Raw genomic sequence first — 18,792 nt, forward strand, 5'->3', positions numbered from 1 at the left:
CGACTACCCGCGCGGGGCGGAGGCGGAGGGGCTGGCGGGCACGGTCGGGATCAGCTTCCGGGTGCGGACGGACGGCGCGGTCGATCGCTGCGCGGTGACGCGCTCGAGCGGGTCGGAGTTGCTCGACGGGCTCACCTGCCGGCTGTTCACCCAGCGCTTCCGCTTCCGCCCGGCGATCAATGGCGCGGGCCAGCCGATCGAGAGCACGCTCTCGACGAGCTTTACCTGGGGGACCCGGCGGCGCCGCTGACCCCGTCGCGCGCGGCGAGCCGGGTCATGTTGTCACGGCCGTAGACGTCGCTGCGGAAGGCGATCGTGCCCTTCGCATCGGGCGCGGCGGTGAGGTAGGTGATGTACACCGGCACGAGCGTCGGCAGGTCGAGCCGCTGCTCCTTGCCGGCGGGGATCCTGGCGACCGAGCGGCCGAGCAGCCAGCGGCCGAGGCGGTCGGCATCCTCCAGCCGCACGCAGCCGTTGGAGAGCTGGCGCTGGTCCCTCGCGAGCAGCGCGCGCTCGGGCGTGTCGTGCAGGTAGATGCCCTGGGCGTTGGGGAATTCGTACTTCACCTTGCCCATGAAGTTCGGGCCGCCCGGCCGCTGGCGGACATAGGGCCCGGGCGCGCCGGCGGCGACGGCTTTCCAGTCGACCGACTTGGGATCGATCAGCTTGGCGTCGTCGCCGTAGTCGGAGAGGACCTCGTAACCGTTGGCCTTGAGCCACTTGGCGCCGCCCTTGAGATAGCCCTTGGCGATGGTCTTCTGGACCAGGTCGGGCGGGACGTTCCAGTACGGGTTGACGATGGCGTAGCGGATGAAGCCCGCCATCTGCGGGGTCGCCGCGTCGGGGCGGCCGACGACGACCTTCATGCTGTCGACCGGCTTGCCGTGCTCGTACATAGTCAGCCGCGCGGCGGCGGCATCGACCAGGACGTAGCGGTCCGCCGGGGTCGCCGGCAGCGCGCGGACGCGCTGGAGGTTGTCCCAGATCGTCGCGCGGCGCTGTTCGGTGAAGCCGGGCGTCGCCATCGCATCGCGCAGCGGCGCGTAGAGCGGGTGCATCCAGCCCATCTGGGCGACGTGCTCCTCCAGCGACGGCGCCTTGGCGGCCGCCTGCAGCACCGCCTCGGCGGTGGGAATGGCGGGGGCGAGCGCCTGGCTTTCGTAGATCATCTGCGCGCGCGGGGCGGCGCGCATCGCGCGGACGTAGTCGACGAACAGGCGCGACATCGCCACGTCCGCCTCGGCGATATCGCTCGGTTTGCCGCGCAGCGCGCGGTCGAGATCGCGGCGGACCTCGCCGGTCCGCAGCCGCTTCAGGGTCTTGGGATCGAGCGCATCGAACTGCGCGCTGTCTAGCCGCTCGAGCAGCCGGTCGACCGCGGGGAAGACTTCGCCGGTGGCGGAGATCCACAGCGGCCGGTTCTCGCGCGCGGCGTAGAATTTGCGCAAATCGCCCGCGTGATCGGCGACCTCGGCGCGCACCTTGTCGGTGCTGCCGAGGGGCGCCGCGAACGCAGGCGTGGGCGCGCCGACCGCAATCAGCGCGCCCACACTCAGGGCCAGCATCGCACGGGTTGTCAGGGCCAGCCTGGCCTTGGCGATGCCGGTCATCGGCAGATCAGCCCCGCTCGCCGGTGTAGGCGGTCTGCACCGGTTCCACCACCGGCGCACCGGCGTAGTACTGGCCTTCGCGGACATAGCCGTCGATGCAACCGTCGCGGTTCTGGTCGGCCCAGATCGCGCCGCCGACGCCGGCGACAACCGCGCCGATCGCCGCGCCTTCGAGGACGCTCACGCCCTTGATCAGCGCGCCCGCGCCAGCACCCACCGCAGCGCCGGCCGCGCCGGTGCGCAGGGCGGTGCCGCCGATGCTTGGGCAATAGGACGCATCGCCCATTCCGGCCTGATAGGTGTCCGGCGTGCCGGCATAGTACTGGTTTTGGTAGACGTAGCCATCGGCCCGGCCGTCACGGTTGCGGTCGGCCCAGACAGCGCCCGCGAGCGTCCCGACCGCGGCACCGACGGCGGCGCTGGTCAGGAGGTCGGTCCCAGCAACGGCGGAAACGCCGACGCCGGTGGCAGCACCGATCGCGGCGCCGGTGCCGGCGCTGGCGACGGTGTTGTCGTCATTGTAGGAAGCGCAGCCAGCGAGCGGCAATGCGGCGGCGGCGAGCAATACGAGAGAGTACTTCATTGCGTGTCCCCTTTTTTGTGTCGGAACCAATGTTCGTCGCTTTGCGACGCCCTCTCGTCCGGCCTTGTAACGCCACCCTGGGAGAAGCGTTCCGCCACCGGCAGCACGCACGCGTCCCGCATCCGGGAGTCCGCCCTCAGACGAGCTGCGCAAGCTGCGCGATCAGCGCCTTCTCGCTCGCCGGTTTGTCTAGCCGCGGCACGGCGCTGAGCTCGGCGGGAATCGCGCTCTTGTCGTAGCCGGTCACGATCGCAAACGGCACGCCCTCGCGCTGCAGCAGGTTGGCGGTCGCGAAGTTCGGCCCGCCGCCCAGGTTGATGTCGAGCACCGCCGCATCGACCGGCTGCTCGATCAGCAAAGCCTCCGCTTCGCTGGCGCGCGACACGGGCCCCACGACGGTCGCCCCCTGCCGCTCGAGCAGCGCCTTCATTTCACGCGCCTGAAAGTACTCGTCCTCCACGACGAGGATTTTGCGGCCATCCAGTGCCTTGTCGGTCATCGTCAAGCTCCGGCAACAGCGCCCGTTTCGAGGATGCTGGCTCCTTCGACGAGGGGGAAAGCGATTTCCGCTATCACCCCGTCATCGGTAACCAGCAGGCTCGCTTCTCCTTTCAATTCGTAGGGAACACGCTCTTCGATCAGTTCGGTTCCAAATCCGGGCGCGGTCGGCCGGTGCGCATCGTGGCGGGACCGTTCGTCCCACGTGATCTGCAACCAGGGCTCCGCGCCGCGCGCAGTGACCGCCCACGTCACGGCCAGCCGGCCGAAGGGGTCGGACAGCGCGCCATACTTGAGCGAGTTGGTCGCCAGTTCGTGCAGCGCGAGCGTGAGCACCTCGGCCGCCTTGGGCGCGAGGCTCACGGCCGGACCCGCGATCTGCAGCCGCAACTCGTCGACGATCTGCGTGCGCAGCTCGTCCCGCACGAGCATTTCCAGATCGACCTTGGCGTCGGCGGCGCGGGTCAGGATCACCTGGGTGCGGGCAATCGCGTCGAGCCGGCCGACCAGGTGCGCGACGAAGTCGTCGAGGTCTCGGTACCCCTCGCCGTTCGACTGACGGACAAGCGAGCGGACCATCGCGAGGATATTGCGGACCCGGTGCTGCAGTTCCTCGAGCAGCAGTTGCTGGCGCCGCTCGGCCTGATGGCGATCGGTGGCGTCGCGGCCGACCTTGAGAAAGCCGGTCAGTTTTCCCTCGGCGGACCGCAATGCGGTCGAGACACCGTCGATGAACACGCGGCTGCCGTCCTTGCGCAGGTGCCAGCGAACGTCGGGAGCCTTGCCGCGCTCGGCGGCGACGGCGCGCTCCTCTTCGAACGCGCCCGCGGCGCGGTCCTCGGGCGTGAACAGCAAGTTGCCGTCCTGTCCGACGATCTCCTCGCGCGAGTAGCCGAACACCGCTTCCGCCCCTTCGTGCCAGCCGGTCACGAGCCCGTCCGGATCGATGGTGAAGATGGCATAGTCCCGGGCGTTTTCGACGATCAACTGGAGCCGCTCCCCGCTTTCGCGCAGAATCGCACTGGCATTGCGTTGCTCGATCAGGTCGGCGGCCTGGCGCGCGAGAAGGTCGATGAAGCGCAGCTCCCGCTCCGACATGCGGTGCCCCGGCTCGCCCCAATGAGTCGAGACCATCCCGATCGGTACCCCGGAGCGGGAGAGAAGCGGCGTCGACTGCGCCGACAGCACGCCGTCCTGCACATAGAGTCGGGCGGAAGGGTCGTCGTCGGCAGGATCGAAATCGAAGTACGAGCGGGTCCCGGTGCGCAGCGCCAAGCCGCACGAGGTCTGCGACCCGGCATCGACGCGGTGGAAGTAATCGTCCGTTTCGCGGCTGAAGCCGCGCGTGGCCAGCACGACGAGTCCCTCGTTTTCCTCGTCGAACATCTGCACTGTGCCCGCCCTCGCGCCGGTGATCTCGATCGCTGCGGTGAGGATCTCCTCGTAGATCGCCTGCAGGCTCTCCTCGGTGACCAGACGCGCGGATAGGTCGCGCAGCAGCGTGGCGAGGCGAGGCTCGGCCTGAAGGTCGGCCTTGCTTTCGCGCAGCGCCGCTTGGGTTGCACGTAAGCTGGCGTTGTCGTCCTCGGCGTCCACCCGCCGCGTCACATCCGTCCACGACAGGAAGTGGTGAAGCGTTTCGCCTGCTTCGTCCTTGAACGCGCTCAGGAGCACGGTGGCGACGAAGCGGCGGCCGCCCTTGGCATACTGCACGGTTTCGACCAGACCGTCGCGGTCGCTCCTAAGGATATCGAGAAAGCGCCCGGCATCCGCGCCGTCAGCCTCGGGACCGTTCATGAAGTGCGGATGTTGGCCCAGCACTTCGTGCATCGCGTAACCGCTGAGGTCGAGGAAGGCTTGGTTCGCGAACACGATCGGTTCGCCGGGAAGCGCTGGATCGGTCAGCACCATCGGCAGGCGGGTCGCCCGCACCGCCTGGACGAACACCCCGCCCAATTCGCGCACGCCCTCGATCTTGGCTTCGGCGCGGTCGCGTTCGGCGGTGCCCTGCCTGCCCGCTTCGAACGCGTTGAACGACTGACCGTCAGTCGTTGGCGTCGAGTTGTCGTCCTTCGTGGTCAAGGTGCAGGTAGTTCTCGTTGAATAGCGACATTTGCTTCAGCTGCTCGAGGTCGAGGATGGTGAGCTTCTTGCCTCTGAGTTCAATCAACCCCTGACGTCGGACTTCCTGCAACGTGCGGTTGAGGTGAACCGGGGTGACGCCGGTCGCTTCCGCCAGGTCGTTCTGCGTGAGCGGGAAATCGAGCGTCATTCCCCTTGCCATGCCGACCGCGCGGCACCGCAGGTACAGCTCGACGAACAGGTGGCCGAGGCGCTCGAGCGCGCTGCGCTGGCCGATGTTGAGCAGCCATTCGCGCTGAACCGAGGACTCGACGAGTTGATGCCACAACAGCGCCTGCCCAACCCGCGGCCGGGTGGTGGTCAGCTTTTCCATCACGTCTGGCGGGATGGCGAGATACGTCACCGGCGTGATCGCGCCGATCGAATGATCCATCTGCTGCAGGATATAGACGTTGAGGTCGCAGAAATCGCCGGGAATGAAGAACCCCACAATCTGGCGGCGGCCGTCCGGCAAGTCCTTGTAGCGGCACGCCCAGCCGGAGGTGACCAGGCGGACGACAGTGGGTTTTTGCCCCTCGCGCACGATGTCGCTGCGTGCCTTCGCCTCGCACAGCGGCGAGCTCTTCAGATTTTCCAGTGCGCTGCGATCATCGGCGGACAACCGGACGTAGCGCTCGAGGTTCAGGATCAGATTGCCCACCAGCGACAGGTTCGAGTCTGGCATGGGGACTATCCCAACCGCTGCGGACTAACCCTCACATACATCAGAATCCGGGAGCGAGCGAATCCGGCGAAAAGCGCCCGATTCCGAGAACTTGCGAGCAATTACCAACTCAGGGTGTAGACCCCTTGCGCGGGCACTTCGAAGCGGCACAGCACGCCCGGCGCGTCACGCGCGGGGGCGAGGACCCCGCCGTTCGCGTCGCGTATCCGGGCGACGATTTTCTTGCGGTCCTTGGTCGCGATGAGCGAGACTTTTGTGCTCAGGCCGGCGGGCCCGTCGAGCGCAAAGCTGACCGAGTGCTCGTCGATCCGGGTGAGCGCCCGGATGAAACGGTCGCAGTGGAGCATGATCGGCGCGCCCTCGATCTGGTGGAATGCTCGGGTCGCGAAGACCATCGCTGCGCCCGCGCCGTAGATCTCCTGCCCGACCTGCCCCGCGGGCTGGCCGTCCGGGTAGAGGTCCTCCACCGGGAACGACAGCGCGCGGTCGATATGCCCGTTGCGGTTCTCGGTCGCCAGCCCGTCCTTCGGCAGCGCGTCGGGGTAGAAGAACCACGCCCGGTCGAGCGCGTAGCGGCAGTATTCGTCGACCAGCAACTTGACCGACGGGATCAGGTCGGGTCCGGCGAAATCGAGATAACGTTCGAACGCCGCGTAGCTGTCGAAGCACTCGTAGACCGCCATGTACGGCGCGTCCTGCAGGCAGGTGACGCCGAGGAAGTTGTGGTAGTTCTTGGCGATTCCGATCTCGCTGTCCCAGATCTGACAATTGTGGAAGAAGCTGGCGAGATAGACGTAGCTCTGCGCCAGGTAGTGCATGTCGCCGGTGATGCGCCACAGCTTGATGCACGCCGTCGCGCCCCAGGCGGTGAGGTTGGCCTGGTAGTTCAAGTTGAACCGCATACCCTCGGCTGCGTCGATCGCGGCGCGCGCTTCGTCGAGGAAGCGCTGGTCGTGCGACAGCTCGAAAGCGAGCAGCATGACCCAGGCGTACATCCCGCCGACATCAGTCTGGCCGCGATCGTCAGCGGCGACCGCGGTGATCACCTCGAAAGTGTCAATCTTATACTGGATTGGCCATTTGTACTTGAAGTGATGCGCGGCCTTGATGCCGTAATCGATGCAGTCGAAGAACAGCGCCTTGGCATCCCCATCACCGTCGATCGCCAGCTCGGCGAGGTTCCGCAACGGGTGGTAGAGGTACCAGCTGTCGACCGCATCGGCGTCCTTGTCGTCGCCGACATTGGGCAGGTAGCGGCGCAGGGTCTTGAGCTCCGGATCGTAGAACCCGCGCAGGCCCTTGATGACCTCGCGCTCGAGTGGGCTCTTGCGCCCTTCCCACCGGCCCCACTCATGGATCGCCCCGCCGAGCGAGAGCTGGACCATCGAGTCCGGATACTCGGTCGCCGTATAAGGGTGGTAGTACACGTTCTTGCCGTGCCGCACGCGCGCCTTGGGGCTAGTCGCAAGGTCGCGCAGGGTGCGGTTCGACCGTTCGATCCAGTCGCGATATTCCCAGCCGGGCAGGTCGAGCCGGCGATAGACCGCGGCCATCATGTCGAGGAACTGCCACGCAGAGGTCGTCTCCTTTTCCTCGGGGAAGCGGCGGACGAGCAGGTACGCGCGGTTGATCACGGTTTCGCGCCCGGCTGGCAGCGCGCTGTTCGGATCGTCGGGATTGGTCGGCGGGCGATAGCCCACCTCGGGCCATTCTCCGCCGACGGCGTTTTCGGGCTTGGTGCCGGTCGCCAGGAAGTAGTCGTTGAGCGCGGTCAGGTCCTGCCAATAGAGAACCTTGCCGAAGTCGGGCTCGGCGAGCGTAAAATAGCAGAAGCCGGTATTGAGCCGCCGCTGCTTCGCCTCGATCTTGCCCTTGGGCTTGTCGGGCCGACCGTTCGGGCCGATGGCAATCAGGTCCCGCGGCAGGAAGGGGATGTGTAGCGTGTCCCGGGGCCGAAAGCTGGCGGTGAGGACGAACATCGCCTCCTCGGAGTCGTCCGCTTCCACCGTGATCCGATGCCGGCCGAGCGCGCTGGTCACTTCGAACGCAATCAGCGCATCGCCATCGGCGCGGGTTAGTTCCACGTCATCGCTGAGGAGCGCCACGCGCAAAGCGAGCCCGCCCTGCTCCCCTTTGCGCTCGAACGAGACCCACAGGTCCGCGCCGACCTTCCGGGCGTTGAGTACGATGCCGCCGTGGCGGGCCTTGGCGAACGCCGCGCCGCGGTCGAACGCGTCCCCGGCTTCGCGCACCGCCAGCGACAGCGCTGTCATGACCGCATTTCCTGCTCGTAATTCAACGGCTTGGCGTGGCCGTGGTGGCGCAGGAAGCGGTCGTCGATCTCGCGAATGATCGACTCGCCCTTGTCACCCGCCTTCAGGCGGATCAGCGCGTCGAGCTTAGCCTCCATGCGGTCGTCCCCTTCTTTCGAGGACGGCGAGCCGAGGTAGAGGAAGTACGCGAGACCGACGACTTGCCACAACAGCTGGAGGAATTCCGACTGCCAGTTCTCGAACGTGTCGCGACCCATCTCGTTGAGGTATTCCGCGAGTTGGGGCGCCTGGTGGTGCGTCTGCGCGTCGTCGACGAACGCTCGCCAGCCGAAATACCAGTGGAGCGCGAGCGAGACGAAAAAAAACGCCAGCGTCAGCCAGGCGTAGGAATACTTGCCCAGCACCCCGAGCCGCGCGGCCTTGGCTTCCTGCTTGTCGGACATAGTGCCTCCATCGTCGGTTCATCCGCTGAACGACGATCAGGGGCGCGCGTTTCCGGGTTGATGCAGGTTAAGGAGGGCTATTTCGGTCAGGCTTGGGTCAGGAACGCGACCAGCGCCTTGACCTTCTTCTGCCGCCACTGCGGCAGCGGCGCGACCAGCCAATAGGCGCGGCGGCCCTCGTCAGGACCTTCGAGGATTTCGAGCGTACCCCGGCCGACGGCTTCCTCGACCAGGAGCGCCGGCAGCATCGCCTTGCCGAGACCCGCGACCGCGCTCGACAGCGCCTGGCCGGGATTGGCGACGAGCACCATGCCTTCCGCCCCTTCGGGCAGCGGCGCGCCGGGCCAGGCGATCCATTGATCGGGCGCGCCGGGCGCGGCCACGACTACCCGCTGGGCAGGCGCCAGTTCGACGCCTTCAAGGTCGCCCGGGCCGTCGACCAGCCGGATCGCCACGTCGAGATTGGTCTCGGTGAAATCGGCGTTCTCGTCTGCGATGAGCTGCAGGCGAATGCCGGGATTGCTCTCGCGGAACGCCGCCAGCCGGTGGCTAAGCCACTGCGCGTAGAATTCGCGCGGAGCAGCGATCGTATAGCGGTCGCTCGCTTGGCCGGCCTGCATCGCCTGGACCGCTTCCTCGAACTTCAGGAAGCCTTCGCGAAGCGCATCGAGGCCGGCACTGGCCTCGTCGGTCAGTTCCAGCCCCTTGCTGGTGCGGCGGAACAGGACCGTACCGAGGTGATCCTCAAGTGCGCGAATCTGCTGCCCGACCGCTGCCGGAGTCACCGCCAGCTCGTCCGCCGCACGGGTGAACGACAGGTGCCGCGCGGCGGCGTCGAACACGCGCAAGGCGTTCAAAGGCAGGTGCGTGCGCTTCATGGCGGATGCGCCTCTAGCGACGGGCGGCTATCTTGCCAATCGGTTCAACCCGCCTCGGCCGGCGCGGCGAGCGGGAAAAACGGGATGCGCACTTCGAGCGGCTCGCGGTTGGCGCGGTGGAAGGTGTAGAAGCCTTCCATCGTCCCGTGCGGCGTGGTCAGCGGGCAGCCCGAAACGTAGTCGTGGCTTTCGCCGGGTTCGAGCACCGGCTTTTCGCCCACCACGCCTTCACCATCGACGATGTTGACCATTCCGCGCGCGTCGGTGATGCGCCAGTGGCGGCTGACCAGTTGCACCCGGTCGTTCGAGCCGTTCTCGATCCGGATGTGATAGACCCAGAACCACTTGCCGTCCTGCGGACGCGATTGTTCGGGCAGGAAGTTGACCGCGACGCGAACGGTGATCCCATCGGTGATCGCGGCGTGCTGGAACAGTTGCTTCATCGTTCTTCACACGTAGCGTTCGAGGGGCGAGGCGCAAGACCCCCGCCCGGTTCTTCCTCCATCGCGCGCGGTCAGGAGAGGCCGAGCAGCACCACGCCGCCGACCATCGTCGCGCAGCCGGCAAGGCGCGCCGCGCTGACCTTCTCGCCCAGCAGGAGCATGCCCAGCACCGCGACGAGCATCATCGACAGCTCGCGCATCGGCGCGACGATGCTGACCGGGGCGCCCGCGGCCATGGCCTTGAGCACGAGGATGTAACCGAGCGGCGAAAGGAAGCCGACGCCGATCGCACCGCACCAGTGGCCGCTCATCTTGCCGAGGCTTGCGCGCCACTGAGGTGCGATGGCCACCGCGAGGATCAGCAGCCGCAGCAGGTTGGCGAACCAGTCGAGCAGCACCGCGTCGATACCCAGCCGCTTGACTCCGTAGCCGTCGACCAGCGTGTAACTGGCGATCAGGCTGCCGGTCGCCCCGCCCCACACCACCCCGGCACGCGCATCGCTGCGGGCGAGGCGCGCGACGTGGCCGTCGGTCGCGATCAGCAGGATGCCGCCGACGACCGCGACGAGGCCGGCGAGCCTTAGCGCGCCCGGGCTCTCGGCAAACAGGGTGAAGGCGGCGAGCGACGACAGTAGCGGCCCGGAACCGCGTGCGATCGGATAGACCACCGAAAGGTCCGCGACACGGTAGCCCTTCTGCAACGCGAAGCTGTAGAGCAGGTGGATCAATGCGCTGACCGCGATGCAGGCGACCATCGGCCATTGCCAGTCGATCCCGCCGACCGCGATCAGCCATCCGGCCCACGGCGCGTAGAACAGGCACGCGAACAGGCCCGACCAGAACAGGAATGCGGCACCGGCATGCGCGGCGCGCTTCGCGAGGAGGTTCCAGGTTGCGTGGGTGACCGCTGCCAGCAGGACCAGCAGGACCGACCCGACCGGCACGCTAGAGGCCGGCCTTCGCCAGTGCCCGGTCGATGTCTTCCTTCAGGTCGTCGATGTCCTCGAGCCCGACGTTGATGCGCAGGAGGCCCTCGGTCACGCCCATCGCCTCACGCGCCTCTTCGCTCATGCTGGCGTGGGTGGTGCTGGCGGGATGGCAGAGCAGGCTACGGGTGTCGCCGATGTTGTTCGAGATATCGATCAGCCCCAGCGCATCGAGCAGGGCGAACGCCTGCTCGCGCCCGCCCGGCACTTCGAAGGCGAAGATCGGGCCGGTGCCATTGGGCATCTGGCGGGTGGCGAGTTCGTTCCGCGGATGGCTCGGCAGGCCGGGGTGGAGCATGCGCGCGACGCGCGGCTCGATGAACCGGCCGAGCTCAGCGGAGGACACGCTCTGCGCCCGCGCGCGCAGGTCGAGCGTCTCCAGCCCCTTGTGCACGACCCATGCGCTGAACGGGCTGAGGTTCGGCCCGGTGTTGCGCTGGAACGGCAGCAGCACGTTATCGATGAAGTCCTGCGACCCGCACACCGCCCCGGCGAGCACGCGGCCCTGCCCGTCCATCAGCTTGGTCGCGGAGTAGGCTACCACGTCCGCACCGAATTCGAGCGGGCGCTGCAGCACCGGCGAGGCGAAGGCGTTGTCGACCACCGTGACGATGCCATGCGCGCGGGCGAGATCGCAGACGTACTGAAGGTCCACCACGTCGAGCGTGGGATTGGCCGGGGTTTCGAAGAAGAACACCTTGGTGTTCGGCCGGATCGCCCGGTCCCATTCTTCGTTCACCGCGGCGTCGATCACGGTCGCCTCGATCCCGAAGCGGGGGCAAAGATGATCGACCAGCCAGCGGCACGAGCCGAAAGCGGCGCGTGCGGCGACCACGTGATCGCCCGCCGACAGCTGGCACAGCAGCGCGGCGGTCATCGCGGCCATCCCGCTCGCCTGGGTGCGGCACGCCTCGGCGCCCTCCATCAGCGCGATGCGTTCCTCCAGCATCGCGACCGTAGGGTTCTGAAGCCGCGAATAGGTCATGCCCTCTTCGTCGCCGCTGAACCGCGCGGCGACGCTGGCGGCGTTATCGTAGGTGAAGCCCGACGAGAGGAACAATGCCTCGCTCGTCTCGCCGTGCTCGGAGCGCCACGTGCCGCCGCGCACCGCGCGGGTAGCGGGGCGCCAGTTGCGCGTGGCGGCGCGGTCCATACCGGTGGTCTTCTTCATCGCAAGGCGCGCTCTAGGAGCGCGAGCGGACCCGCTTCAATGCAAAAAAGGCACCGGCGCAAGAAAGCGCCGGTTTTGCGTCAGGGGCTGACCGGATCGTTCTTGTCGTCCAGAAGGAGGACCGCCCCGATGATCACGCCGATGACAATCGCAATCCACAGCAGGGTGCCGCCGAGCTCGTTCTCCTCCGCGGCTGGCGCGGCGGCGCGTGCGACCGGCGCGGCCTGAACCGCGACCGGAGCGATGGCGAGCGTGGCCGCGACAATGGCGGCAGGCAGTTTGCGGATGGTCATGAAATACCCCTCGAATCAAAGTCTACGCGATCTATAACCATCTTAAGTACTTGAGTTCCGTTAGGAAAAGTACCTAACGTTCCGGTTTATCGTAACCCTGCCTCGCTTCGCCGCGGGCCCTTCCCCTTGACCCGCCGCGCGGCTATGCGCCGGCTTCGCATGTCCTTGCCGCCGCACCATTCCCGCGACCCCGTCGGCTGGTGCGCCGCGATCGCGCTCGGCTTCCTAGCGCTCGTCTGTTTCCGGCTGGGCATCCCGTCGAAGCCCTATTTCGACGAGATCCATTATCTCCCCGCCGCGCGCGCGCTGCTCGCCGGGAGCGACTGGCTTAACCGCGAGCATCCGATGTTCGGCAAGGAGGTGATCGCGGCGGGCATCGGCCTGTTCGGCGATCACGCGTGGTCGTGGCGCCTGCCGAGCGCGCTCGCCGGCGCACTGGCGCTGTGGGCGAGCATGCGGGCGCTGTGGTTCGCCTCACTCAGGCGCTTCGCGACGCTGGCCTACGGGGTGCTGCTGGCGACCGGATTTATCCTTTTCGTCCACGCGCGGATCGCGATGCTCGACGGGTTCATGATCGCGTTACTCTCGGTCGTATTCTGGCAATGCGCCGCCGCGGTGCGCGAGCCCGAGCATGGCCGGCGGAGTCTGGTGATTGCCGGCGTCGCGTTGGGCCTCGCGTTGGGGACGAAGTGGAACGCGATCTCGGTCGCGCCGCTGCCGGGGCTCGCATTCCTTGCCGTGCGGCTGCGCGCGAACGGGTGGAGCGGGCTGATCGGCCACCGCGGCCCGCCGGTGCCGGGCATCCGGCTGGGCGAGGCCGCGATCTGGCTCGGCCTGCTGCCGCTCGCGGTCTATGCGCTCACGTATCTTCCTGCTTATTTGATCGAGCCCGCCGAACTCGGCGGGCGCGGCTTCATCGGGCTGCACGAGATGATGCTGCGGATGCAGGAGAGCGTGATCAAGCCGCATCCCTACCAGAGCACCTGGACCGACTGGATTATCGACCGGCGGGCGATCTGGTACCTCTACGAACCGGCCGACGGCGCGCAGCGCGGGGTGCTGCTGATCGGCAATCCGCTGACCATGCTGCTCGGCCTACCGGCGATGCTGTGGTGTGCGTGGGCGGCGTGGGTGAAGAAGCGCGTCGATGCGCTTGCGGTGGTGGTGATCTACGCCGCCAGCCTCGGCATGTGGATCGTCGCCGCCAAGCCGATCCAGTTCTATTACCACTACTTCCTGCCGAGCATGGCGCTGCTTGCGGGCCTCGCCCTGGCGCTCGACGCTTTGCGCAACCGCGGCTGGGGCTGGCTGGCGTGGACCGTGCTTGCGGGATCGGTCGCGGTGTTCGTGTGGTTCCACCCGATCCTCGACGCCGCCCCGCTCGATGGTCCGCGCGCGTTTGAACACTGGATGTGGCTCAAGAGCTGGCGCTAGTACTTGCCCCACACGAAGCGGCTCGACAGCGCGTAGTTCCACACCGAACCGATGACGATGCCGGCCAGCGCGGCCGGGTAGGCGTGCATGCCGAAGCGGACCAGCACCGCCGCCACGCCGACGTTGGCGAGCAGGCCGACCGAGCAGGTGAGCGCGAACCGCAGCCAGCCCTTCGCCAACGCGCCAAAGCCCCGCAGCCGCTGGTCGGCGTACGTCAGCGCGTTGTTGAGCACGAAGTTGAAGGTCATCGCGACCAGCGCGGCGAGCGTCTGGCCGATCTCGAACTCGGTGAACGAGTACCCGGCGAAGGCATTGCCGGTCGCTGCGAGGAAGGCGCTGAGCACCGCCATATGCACAATTACGCCGGCGGCGCCGATGGTGCCGAACAGCGCGAAGCGCGTGGGAATGAAGCGGCCCAGCCACTTGTCGTAGAGACCGACGAGAAATTCGAACACCACCGTCCGATCGAGTTTGCTTTCGCCCTGCGCCCGCGCGGCGAACTGGAGAGGTAGTTCCTTCACTCGCATCGGCCGTTCGGCGGTGGCGAGGATGTCGAGCAGGATCTTGAAGCCGACCCCGGACAGGCGATGCGCATCCTTTCGCAGCGCATCGGCGCGCAGCATGAAGTAGCCGCTCATCGGGTCTGTCAGTTCGACGCCAGTCACCTTGCGCGCGACCGCGTTGGCGATGCGCGAGCCCTTCTCCCGCGCCTCGCTCGACAGGCCTGCGGCGCTCGCGCCCTTGGCGAAGCGGCTGGCGTAGGCGAGGTCGTAATCGCCCGAGCGAATTGCGGCCAGCATCTGCGGCAGCAGCGCGGGATCGTGCTGGTGGTCGGCGTCCATCACCGCGACGATCGGCGCGGCGGTCGCGCACATGCCCTCGATGGCAGCGCTCGCAAGCCCGCGGCGGCCGATGCGCTGGATGACGCGAACGCGGGGGTCGGTCCGGGCGATTTCGCGCACTTCGTCGGCGGTCCCGTCGGCGCTGTCGTCGTCGACGAAGATCGCTTCCCACGCGGTATCGCCGAGCGCCGCGTCCAGCCGCGCTACCATCGGCGCAATATTGCCGCGCTCGTTATAGGTCGGCAGGACGACCGCCAGTTCGAGCGGCGTGTCAGAGGCGCTCAAGGACCGCCTCGCCGATCGTCGCCGTTCCCGCCGCACCGCCGAGATCGTGCCCGCGCACACCATCGGCCAGCGCGCGGCTGACTGCGGTCTCGATCCGGGCCGCTTCGTCCTCGCGCCCGAACGAATGGCGCAGCATCATCGCTGCCGACAGGATCGTCGCCATCGGATTGGCGAGCCCCTTGCCGGCGATGTCGGGCGCGCTGCCGTGGATCGGTTCGTAGAGCCCGAAAGTGCCGTGCGCGGTCTGCCGCTCGCCGAGCGCCGCGCTTGCGAGCAGCCCGATGGAGCCGACGCACATGCTCGCCTGGTCGGACAGGATGTCGCCGAACAGGTTGCCGGTGACCACCACATCGAACCGGCCCGGATCGCGCACCAGCTGCATTGCTGCGTTGTCGACATACATGTGCTCGAGCGCGACGTCGGGGTATTCCGCGGCGACCTCGACCACCACGTCGCGCCAGAGCTGACTGGTTTCGAGCACGTTCGCCTTGTCGACGGAGCACAGGCGCTTCCTGCGGCCTTGTGCGGCGCGGAAGGCGACGTGCGCGATGCGGCGGACCTCGTCCTCGGCGTAGCTCATCAGGTCGCGCCCGCGGCGGCGGCCATCGGGCAAGGTCTCGATCGCCTTCTCGCCGAAATAGACGTCGCCGTTGAGCTCGCGGACGATCAGGAGGTCGATCCGCGCGGCGATCTCGGACTTGAGCGCGCTCAGCGCCTCGAGGCCCGGAAACATTGTCGCCGGGCGCAGGTTGGCGAACAGGCCCAGCTCGCTGCGCAGGCCGAGGATCGCCTGCTCGGGCCGGAGCGAGCGCTCCAGCGCATCGCACGCCGGATCGCCCACCGCGCCGAACAGGATCGCATCGGCAGCGCGCGCGATTTCGAGGGTCTCGGCTGGCAGCGGATGGCCGTGCCGCTGGTAGGCAATGCCGCCGACATCGCCTTCGAGCAGCGTCAGCCCCGGCAGGTCGAGTGCTTCGAGTACCCGCACCGCTTCGCGGGTCACTTCGGGCCCGATCCCGTCGCCGGGCATCACCGCGACTTTCATGGCTTCAGCTTCTCCAGTCGCTCGCCCAGCATGGCGCGCGCGGCCATAGCATCGCCCTTCCGGTCGGCAAGCAGGTAGCGCTCGAGCGGCGCCGCCTGCCTAGCAAACAATTCGAGGAGCGCCGCAAGATCCGCTTCGGGTGGCGCCGCGCCACCATAGCCGAGTTCACGAAGAACCAGCGCCTCGTACCCCAGCACTGCGCGCAGCCAGCCGCGCGCGGAGGGTGCGTGACAGATTGCATCAAGAGTCGCCGACAAGGCATTGTATATGGTGGGATATGGATTGCGCTCGGGGAGCACGGCGGCGGCCAGCGTGGTCACCCAGGCGATCGCGGCGGCAGGCAGCGGCTCCGCGAGCCACGGCCCGCGGCTTTCAACCAGTTCCAGCTTGAGAAAGGGCAGCTGGCTGTCGCTGCGGGCCGAAAGCTCCGCCGCCACCCGGTTGCCGGGAATGAGCACAGGCCGAAGCTGGCGCCCGCGCCCGCCGGCGACGTAGCCCGCGACCAGCCCGAACTCCTCGGTCAGCACCCGCGCGATCGACGCAGTCTCGCCGTGGGCGCGCGCCGCGACGACGATGGCCGAAGCGCTGAGCTGCACTCAGCCGCCCGCAGCCGCCGGAGCCGGCAGGGTCTTGGCGATCGCCTCCTCGGTCGCGTCGACCAGCTTCGCTACGCCTTCGGCCGTAGGGTGAACATGGTCGGCCTGGATTAGCTTGGGATCGGTGAACACTTGCGCGGTCACGAACGGCACCAGCGTGGCGCCGTGCTGCTTGGCCAGGTCCGCGTAGATGCGGTCGAACTGCTGCTGGAATTGCGGGCCCGCGTTGGGCGGCGCCTGCAGGCTCATCAGCACGACCGGTATCTTGCGCTTCCCCAGTTCGGTGAGCATCGCATCGAGATTTGCGCGGGTCTGCTCCGGCGGAAGGCCGCGGAGGAGGTCATTGCCGCCCAGTTCGAGCAGCACGAGGTCCGGCTTGGCAGGCTGGTTGTCGAGCGTGAACGCGAGGCGCTGGCGTCCGGCGGCGGTCGTGTCGCCCGATACGCCGGCGTTGGCAATGCGCACATTGCGTCCGGCTTCCCGTAGCGCATGCTCGAGCTGCGCCGGATAGCTTTGCGTATTGGGATCGGCGAGGCCGTACCCGGCGAACAGCGAATCCCCGAACGCGAGCACGCGCACCTCCGGGCCAGTCACGTCGGCGGGAGCAGCGGTAGCGCTGGCGGTGGCCGTCACGGCTGGCGCGGGCGCTTCGTCCTTGCATCCCGCCAGCGCCAGCGAGGCCGCAAGCATCGACCAGCACGCTACCCTCATCGACCAAATCCTTCGCATTGTTGCCGCCTCACCCCAGCTATGCCATCGCATGCCAGTGACAAGCCTTACCAGCGCGATCCGCGCCCGCAATCTCACCCTCACCCTCGGCAGCAGCGCGGCCCCGGTCGAAATTCTCAAGGGGATCGACCTCGATATCGCCGCGGGCGAGGTCGTCGCGCTGCTGGGCCCCTCGGGCTCGGGCAAGAGCAGCCTTATGGCGGTGCTGACCGGGCTCGAACGCGCAACCTCGGGTACGCTCGAGGTGGCCGGCGCCGACTTCGCCGCGATGGGCGAGGACGAACTGGCCCGCGCGCGCCGAGGGCGCATCGGGATCGTCCTGCAGGCGTTCCACCTGCTGCCGACAATGACCGCTGAAGAGAACGTGGCGACCCCGATGGAGCTTGCCGGAATGGCCGATGCGCGTGATCGCGCCCGCGCCGAGCTCACCGCAGTCGGCCTCGGCCATCGGCTCGATCATTATCCTCAGCAGCTTTCGGGTGGGGAGCAGCAGCGCGTGGCGATCGCCCGCGCGACCGCGCCGCGTCCGGCGCTGATCTTCGCCGACGAGCCGACCGGCAACCTCGACGCCGCGACCGGGCACACGATCGTCGACCTGCTGCTCGCCCGGCGCGCGGAGACCGGCGCGACGCTGCTGGTGATCACCCACGACGCCGAGCTCGCCGCCCGTTGCGATCGTGTGGTGACCCTGGCGGACGGGCGTATCGTCAGCGACGTGACCGCGTGACCTGGGCCGCTGCGTGGACCATCGCCCGGCGCGACCTCAGCGCGCGGTTCCGCGGGCTGCGGTTGCTGCTGGTGTGCCTGTTCCTCGGCACGGGCGCGCTCGCCGCGATCGGCACGCTCACCGGCACCATCGAGCGCCAGCTGTCAGAGCGCGGACGCGAGTTCCTCGGCGCCGACCTGCAGGTCTCGCTGTGGCAACGGGCCCCCTCCCCCCAGGAGCTTACCGCTCTCGGCGAACTCGGCACCGTGTCGCTCGGATCGCGCATGCAGGCGATGGCGAGCACGGTCGATGCGGCCGCACCCGTGGAGCTGAAGGCGGTCGACGACAAGTGGCCGCTCTACGGGCAGGCGACGCTCGCCGGTGGGCGCGTCGTCGGCGCTCCGCCTCAAGGACAGGCGTGGGTTGCCCAAGGGGCGGCTGATCGGCTGGGTGTCGGCGTCGGCGACGGCTTCACCGTCGGCACCGCGCGGCTGATCGTCGGGGGCATCCTCGACCAGGAGCCGGACCGGCTCGGAGAAGGCTTCCAGCTCGGACCAACGGTAATCGTTCGCGCCGACGTGCCAGCCGCAGCGGGCTTGACCGCGCCGGGCGCGATGTACCGCTCCAAGACCAATGTCGCGTTTGCCGGCGCGAAGGACGCGCAGGCGGCCGAATCTGCGCTGAAAGCGCGTTTTCCCGCGTCGGGCTTCGAGATTCGCACGCGCGACAATGGCGCGCCCGGGGCCGACCGGTTCGTGGGACGGATGGGCGAGTTCCTCACTCTCGTCGGTCTCGCGGCGCTGGTGATCGCGGGGATCGGCATCGGCGGCGGTGTGTCGTCCTATCTCGATGTGCGGCGGGCGGCGATCGCAACGCTCAAGGTGCTCGGGGCGACGAGCGCCGATATCGCGCGCATCTACGCGCTGCAGATCGGCACCGCGGCGCTGGTCGGCAGCCTGGCGGGCATTGCCGCGGGCGTGGCTCTCACGCCGCTGCTGGCGCAGGCGCTGTCGGGCCTTCTGCCGGTCGGGACCGGGATCGTCTTCGCGCCCGGGGCGCTGGCGATCGCTCTCGCCGACGGTTTGCTGGTCGCCTTGATCTTCGCCGCGCCGCCGCTGCTGCGGGCGCGCCGCTTTCCGGCGATGGCGCTCATGCGGGAGCGGGTCTCGCC

At 68.0% G+C, this 18,792-nt stretch carries 20 protein-coding genes; 4 read left to right on the plus strand and 16 right to left on the minus strand.

The window, feature by feature from the left end; all coding sequences use genetic code 11:
- Positions 1-250: energy transducer TonB (locus ELY12_RS03130; RefSeq protein ID WP_164549388.1), on the plus strand; the 250-nt coding region annotated here is incomplete at its 5' end.
- On the opposite strand, the gene ELY12_RS03135 is transcribed toward ELY12_RS03130, so the two are convergent.
- From ELY12_RS03135 to ELY12_RS03190, 12 genes are all read right to left on the minus strand, one after another.
- A complete protein-coding gene (locus ELY12_RS03135; RefSeq protein ID WP_164549389.1) occupies positions 222-1,610 on the minus strand; it encodes a L,D-transpeptidase family protein in 1,389 nt (462 codons plus the stop codon). The two genes, ELY12_RS03130 and ELY12_RS03135, sit on opposite strands and share 29 nt — an antisense overlap.
- 7 nt (positions 1,611-1,617) lie before the next feature.
- Positions 1,618-2,193: a hypothetical protein gene (locus tag ELY12_RS03140; protein WP_126175262.1), complete on the minus strand. Its 576-nt coding sequence runs from the start codon at positions 2,191-2,193 to the stop codon at positions 1,618-1,620.
- 136 nt (positions 2,194-2,329) lie between these two features.
- The gene (locus ELY12_RS03145) at positions 2,330-2,692 is read right to left on the minus strand and encodes a response regulator (RefSeq protein WP_126175263.1); all 363 of its coding nucleotides are present in this window, start codon (positions 2,690-2,692) and stop codon (positions 2,330-2,332) included.
- A 2-nt stretch (positions 2,693-2,694) separates the two neighbouring features.
- Complete coding sequence (locus ELY12_RS03150; RefSeq protein ID WP_126175264.1) at positions 2,695-4,773, minus strand: PAS domain S-box protein; 2,079 nt, start codon at positions 4,771-4,773, stop codon at positions 2,695-2,697.
- Positions 4,736-5,473 carry a Crp/Fnr family transcriptional regulator gene (locus ELY12_RS03155; protein ID WP_206435754.1) on the minus strand — a complete coding sequence of 246 codons (738 nt, stop codon included), beginning with the start codon at positions 5,471-5,473 and terminating at the stop codon, positions 4,736-4,738. The genes ELY12_RS03150 and ELY12_RS03155 overlap by 38 nt, the downstream gene beginning before the upstream one ends.
- 125 nt (positions 5,474-5,598) lie before the next feature.
- Positions 5,599-7,770: a hypothetical protein gene (locus ELY12_RS03160; RefSeq protein WP_126175266.1), complete on the minus strand. Its 2,172-nt coding sequence runs from the start codon at positions 7,768-7,770 to the stop codon at positions 5,599-5,601.
- Positions 7,767-8,213, minus strand: coding sequence for a DUF6766 family protein (locus tag ELY12_RS03165; protein WP_241229702.1), 447 nt, complete (start codon positions 8,211-8,213; stop codon positions 7,767-7,769). The genes ELY12_RS03160 and ELY12_RS03165 overlap by 4 nt, the downstream gene beginning before the upstream one ends.
- Before the next feature lie 86 nt (positions 8,214-8,299).
- Entirely contained in the window at positions 8,300-9,091 is a 792-nt protein-coding gene (locus ELY12_RS03170) for a LysR family transcriptional regulator (RefSeq protein ID WP_126175267.1), read from the minus strand.
- A gap of 44 nt (positions 9,092-9,135) precedes the next feature.
- Entirely contained in the window at positions 9,136-9,534 is a 399-nt protein-coding gene (gene apaG, locus ELY12_RS03175) for a Co2+/Mg2+ efflux protein ApaG (protein ID WP_126175268.1), read from the minus strand.
- Positions 9,535-9,605: 71 nt separating this feature from the next.
- The gene (locus tag ELY12_RS03180) at positions 9,606-10,478 is read right to left on the minus strand and encodes a DMT family transporter (RefSeq protein ID WP_126175269.1); all 873 of its coding nucleotides are present in this window, start codon (positions 10,476-10,478) and stop codon (positions 9,606-9,608) included.
- 1 nt (position 10,479) lies between these two features.
- Positions 10,480-11,691: a trans-sulfuration enzyme family protein gene (locus ELY12_RS03185; RefSeq protein ID WP_126175270.1), complete on the minus strand. Its 1,212-nt coding sequence runs from the start codon at positions 11,689-11,691 to the stop codon at positions 10,480-10,482.
- Positions 11,692-11,771: 80 nt separating this feature from the next.
- The gene (locus tag ELY12_RS03190) at positions 11,772-11,984 is read right to left on the minus strand and encodes a hypothetical protein (RefSeq protein ID WP_126175271.1); all 213 of its coding nucleotides are present in this window, start codon (positions 11,982-11,984) and stop codon (positions 11,772-11,774) included.
- Between the two features lie 159 nt (positions 11,985-12,143).
- On the opposite strand from ELY12_RS03190, the gene ELY12_RS03195 reads away from it, so the two are divergent.
- Positions 12,144-13,418, plus strand: coding sequence for a phospholipid carrier-dependent glycosyltransferase (locus ELY12_RS03195; RefSeq protein ID WP_126175272.1), 1,275 nt, complete (start codon positions 12,144-12,146; stop codon positions 13,416-13,418).
- On the opposite strand, the gene ELY12_RS03200 is transcribed toward ELY12_RS03195, so the two are convergent.
- From ELY12_RS03200 to ELY12_RS03215, 4 genes are all read right to left on the minus strand, one after another.
- The gene (locus tag ELY12_RS03200; protein WP_241229704.1) at positions 13,415-14,470 is read right to left on the minus strand and encodes a glycosyltransferase; all 1,056 of its coding nucleotides are present in this window, start codon (positions 14,468-14,470) and stop codon (positions 13,415-13,417) included. The two genes, ELY12_RS03195 and ELY12_RS03200, sit on opposite strands and share 4 nt — an antisense overlap.
- 61 nt (positions 14,471-14,531) lie before the next feature.
- On the minus strand, positions 14,532-15,590 hold the full coding sequence (gene leuB, locus ELY12_RS03205) for a 3-isopropylmalate dehydrogenase (protein WP_126175274.1): 1,059 nt from the start codon (positions 15,588-15,590) through the stop codon (positions 14,532-14,534).
- Positions 15,587-16,186, minus strand: a complete 600-nt coding sequence (recO, locus tag ELY12_RS03210; protein ID WP_126175275.1) for a DNA repair protein RecO — start codon at positions 16,184-16,186, stop codon at positions 15,587-15,589. Before recO ends, leuB begins: the two co-directional genes overlap by 4 nt.
- On the minus strand, positions 16,187-16,897 hold the full coding sequence (locus ELY12_RS03215) for an arylesterase (protein WP_126175276.1): 711 nt from the start codon (positions 16,895-16,897) through the stop codon (positions 16,187-16,189). It lies immediately after the preceding gene.
- Positions 16,898-16,952: 55 nt separating this feature from the next.
- Between ELY12_RS03215 and ELY12_RS03220 the strand changes: the two genes are divergently transcribed.
- Positions 16,953-17,642, plus strand: a complete 690-nt coding sequence (locus ELY12_RS03220) for an ABC transporter ATP-binding protein (protein ID WP_241229703.1) — start codon at positions 16,953-16,955, stop codon at positions 17,640-17,642.
- Positions 17,639-18,792, plus strand: a 1,154-nt coding sequence (locus ELY12_RS03225; protein WP_126175278.1) for an FtsX-like permease family protein, incomplete at its 3' end; no start/stop codon positions are given. The genes ELY12_RS03220 and ELY12_RS03225, both read left to right, overlap by 4 nt.

Origin of the sequence: Tsuneonella rigui (assembly GCF_003958625.1) — a bacterium.
Taxonomy (GTDB): Bacteria; Pseudomonadota; Alphaproteobacteria; order Sphingomonadales; family Sphingomonadaceae; genus Tsuneonella; species Tsuneonella rigui.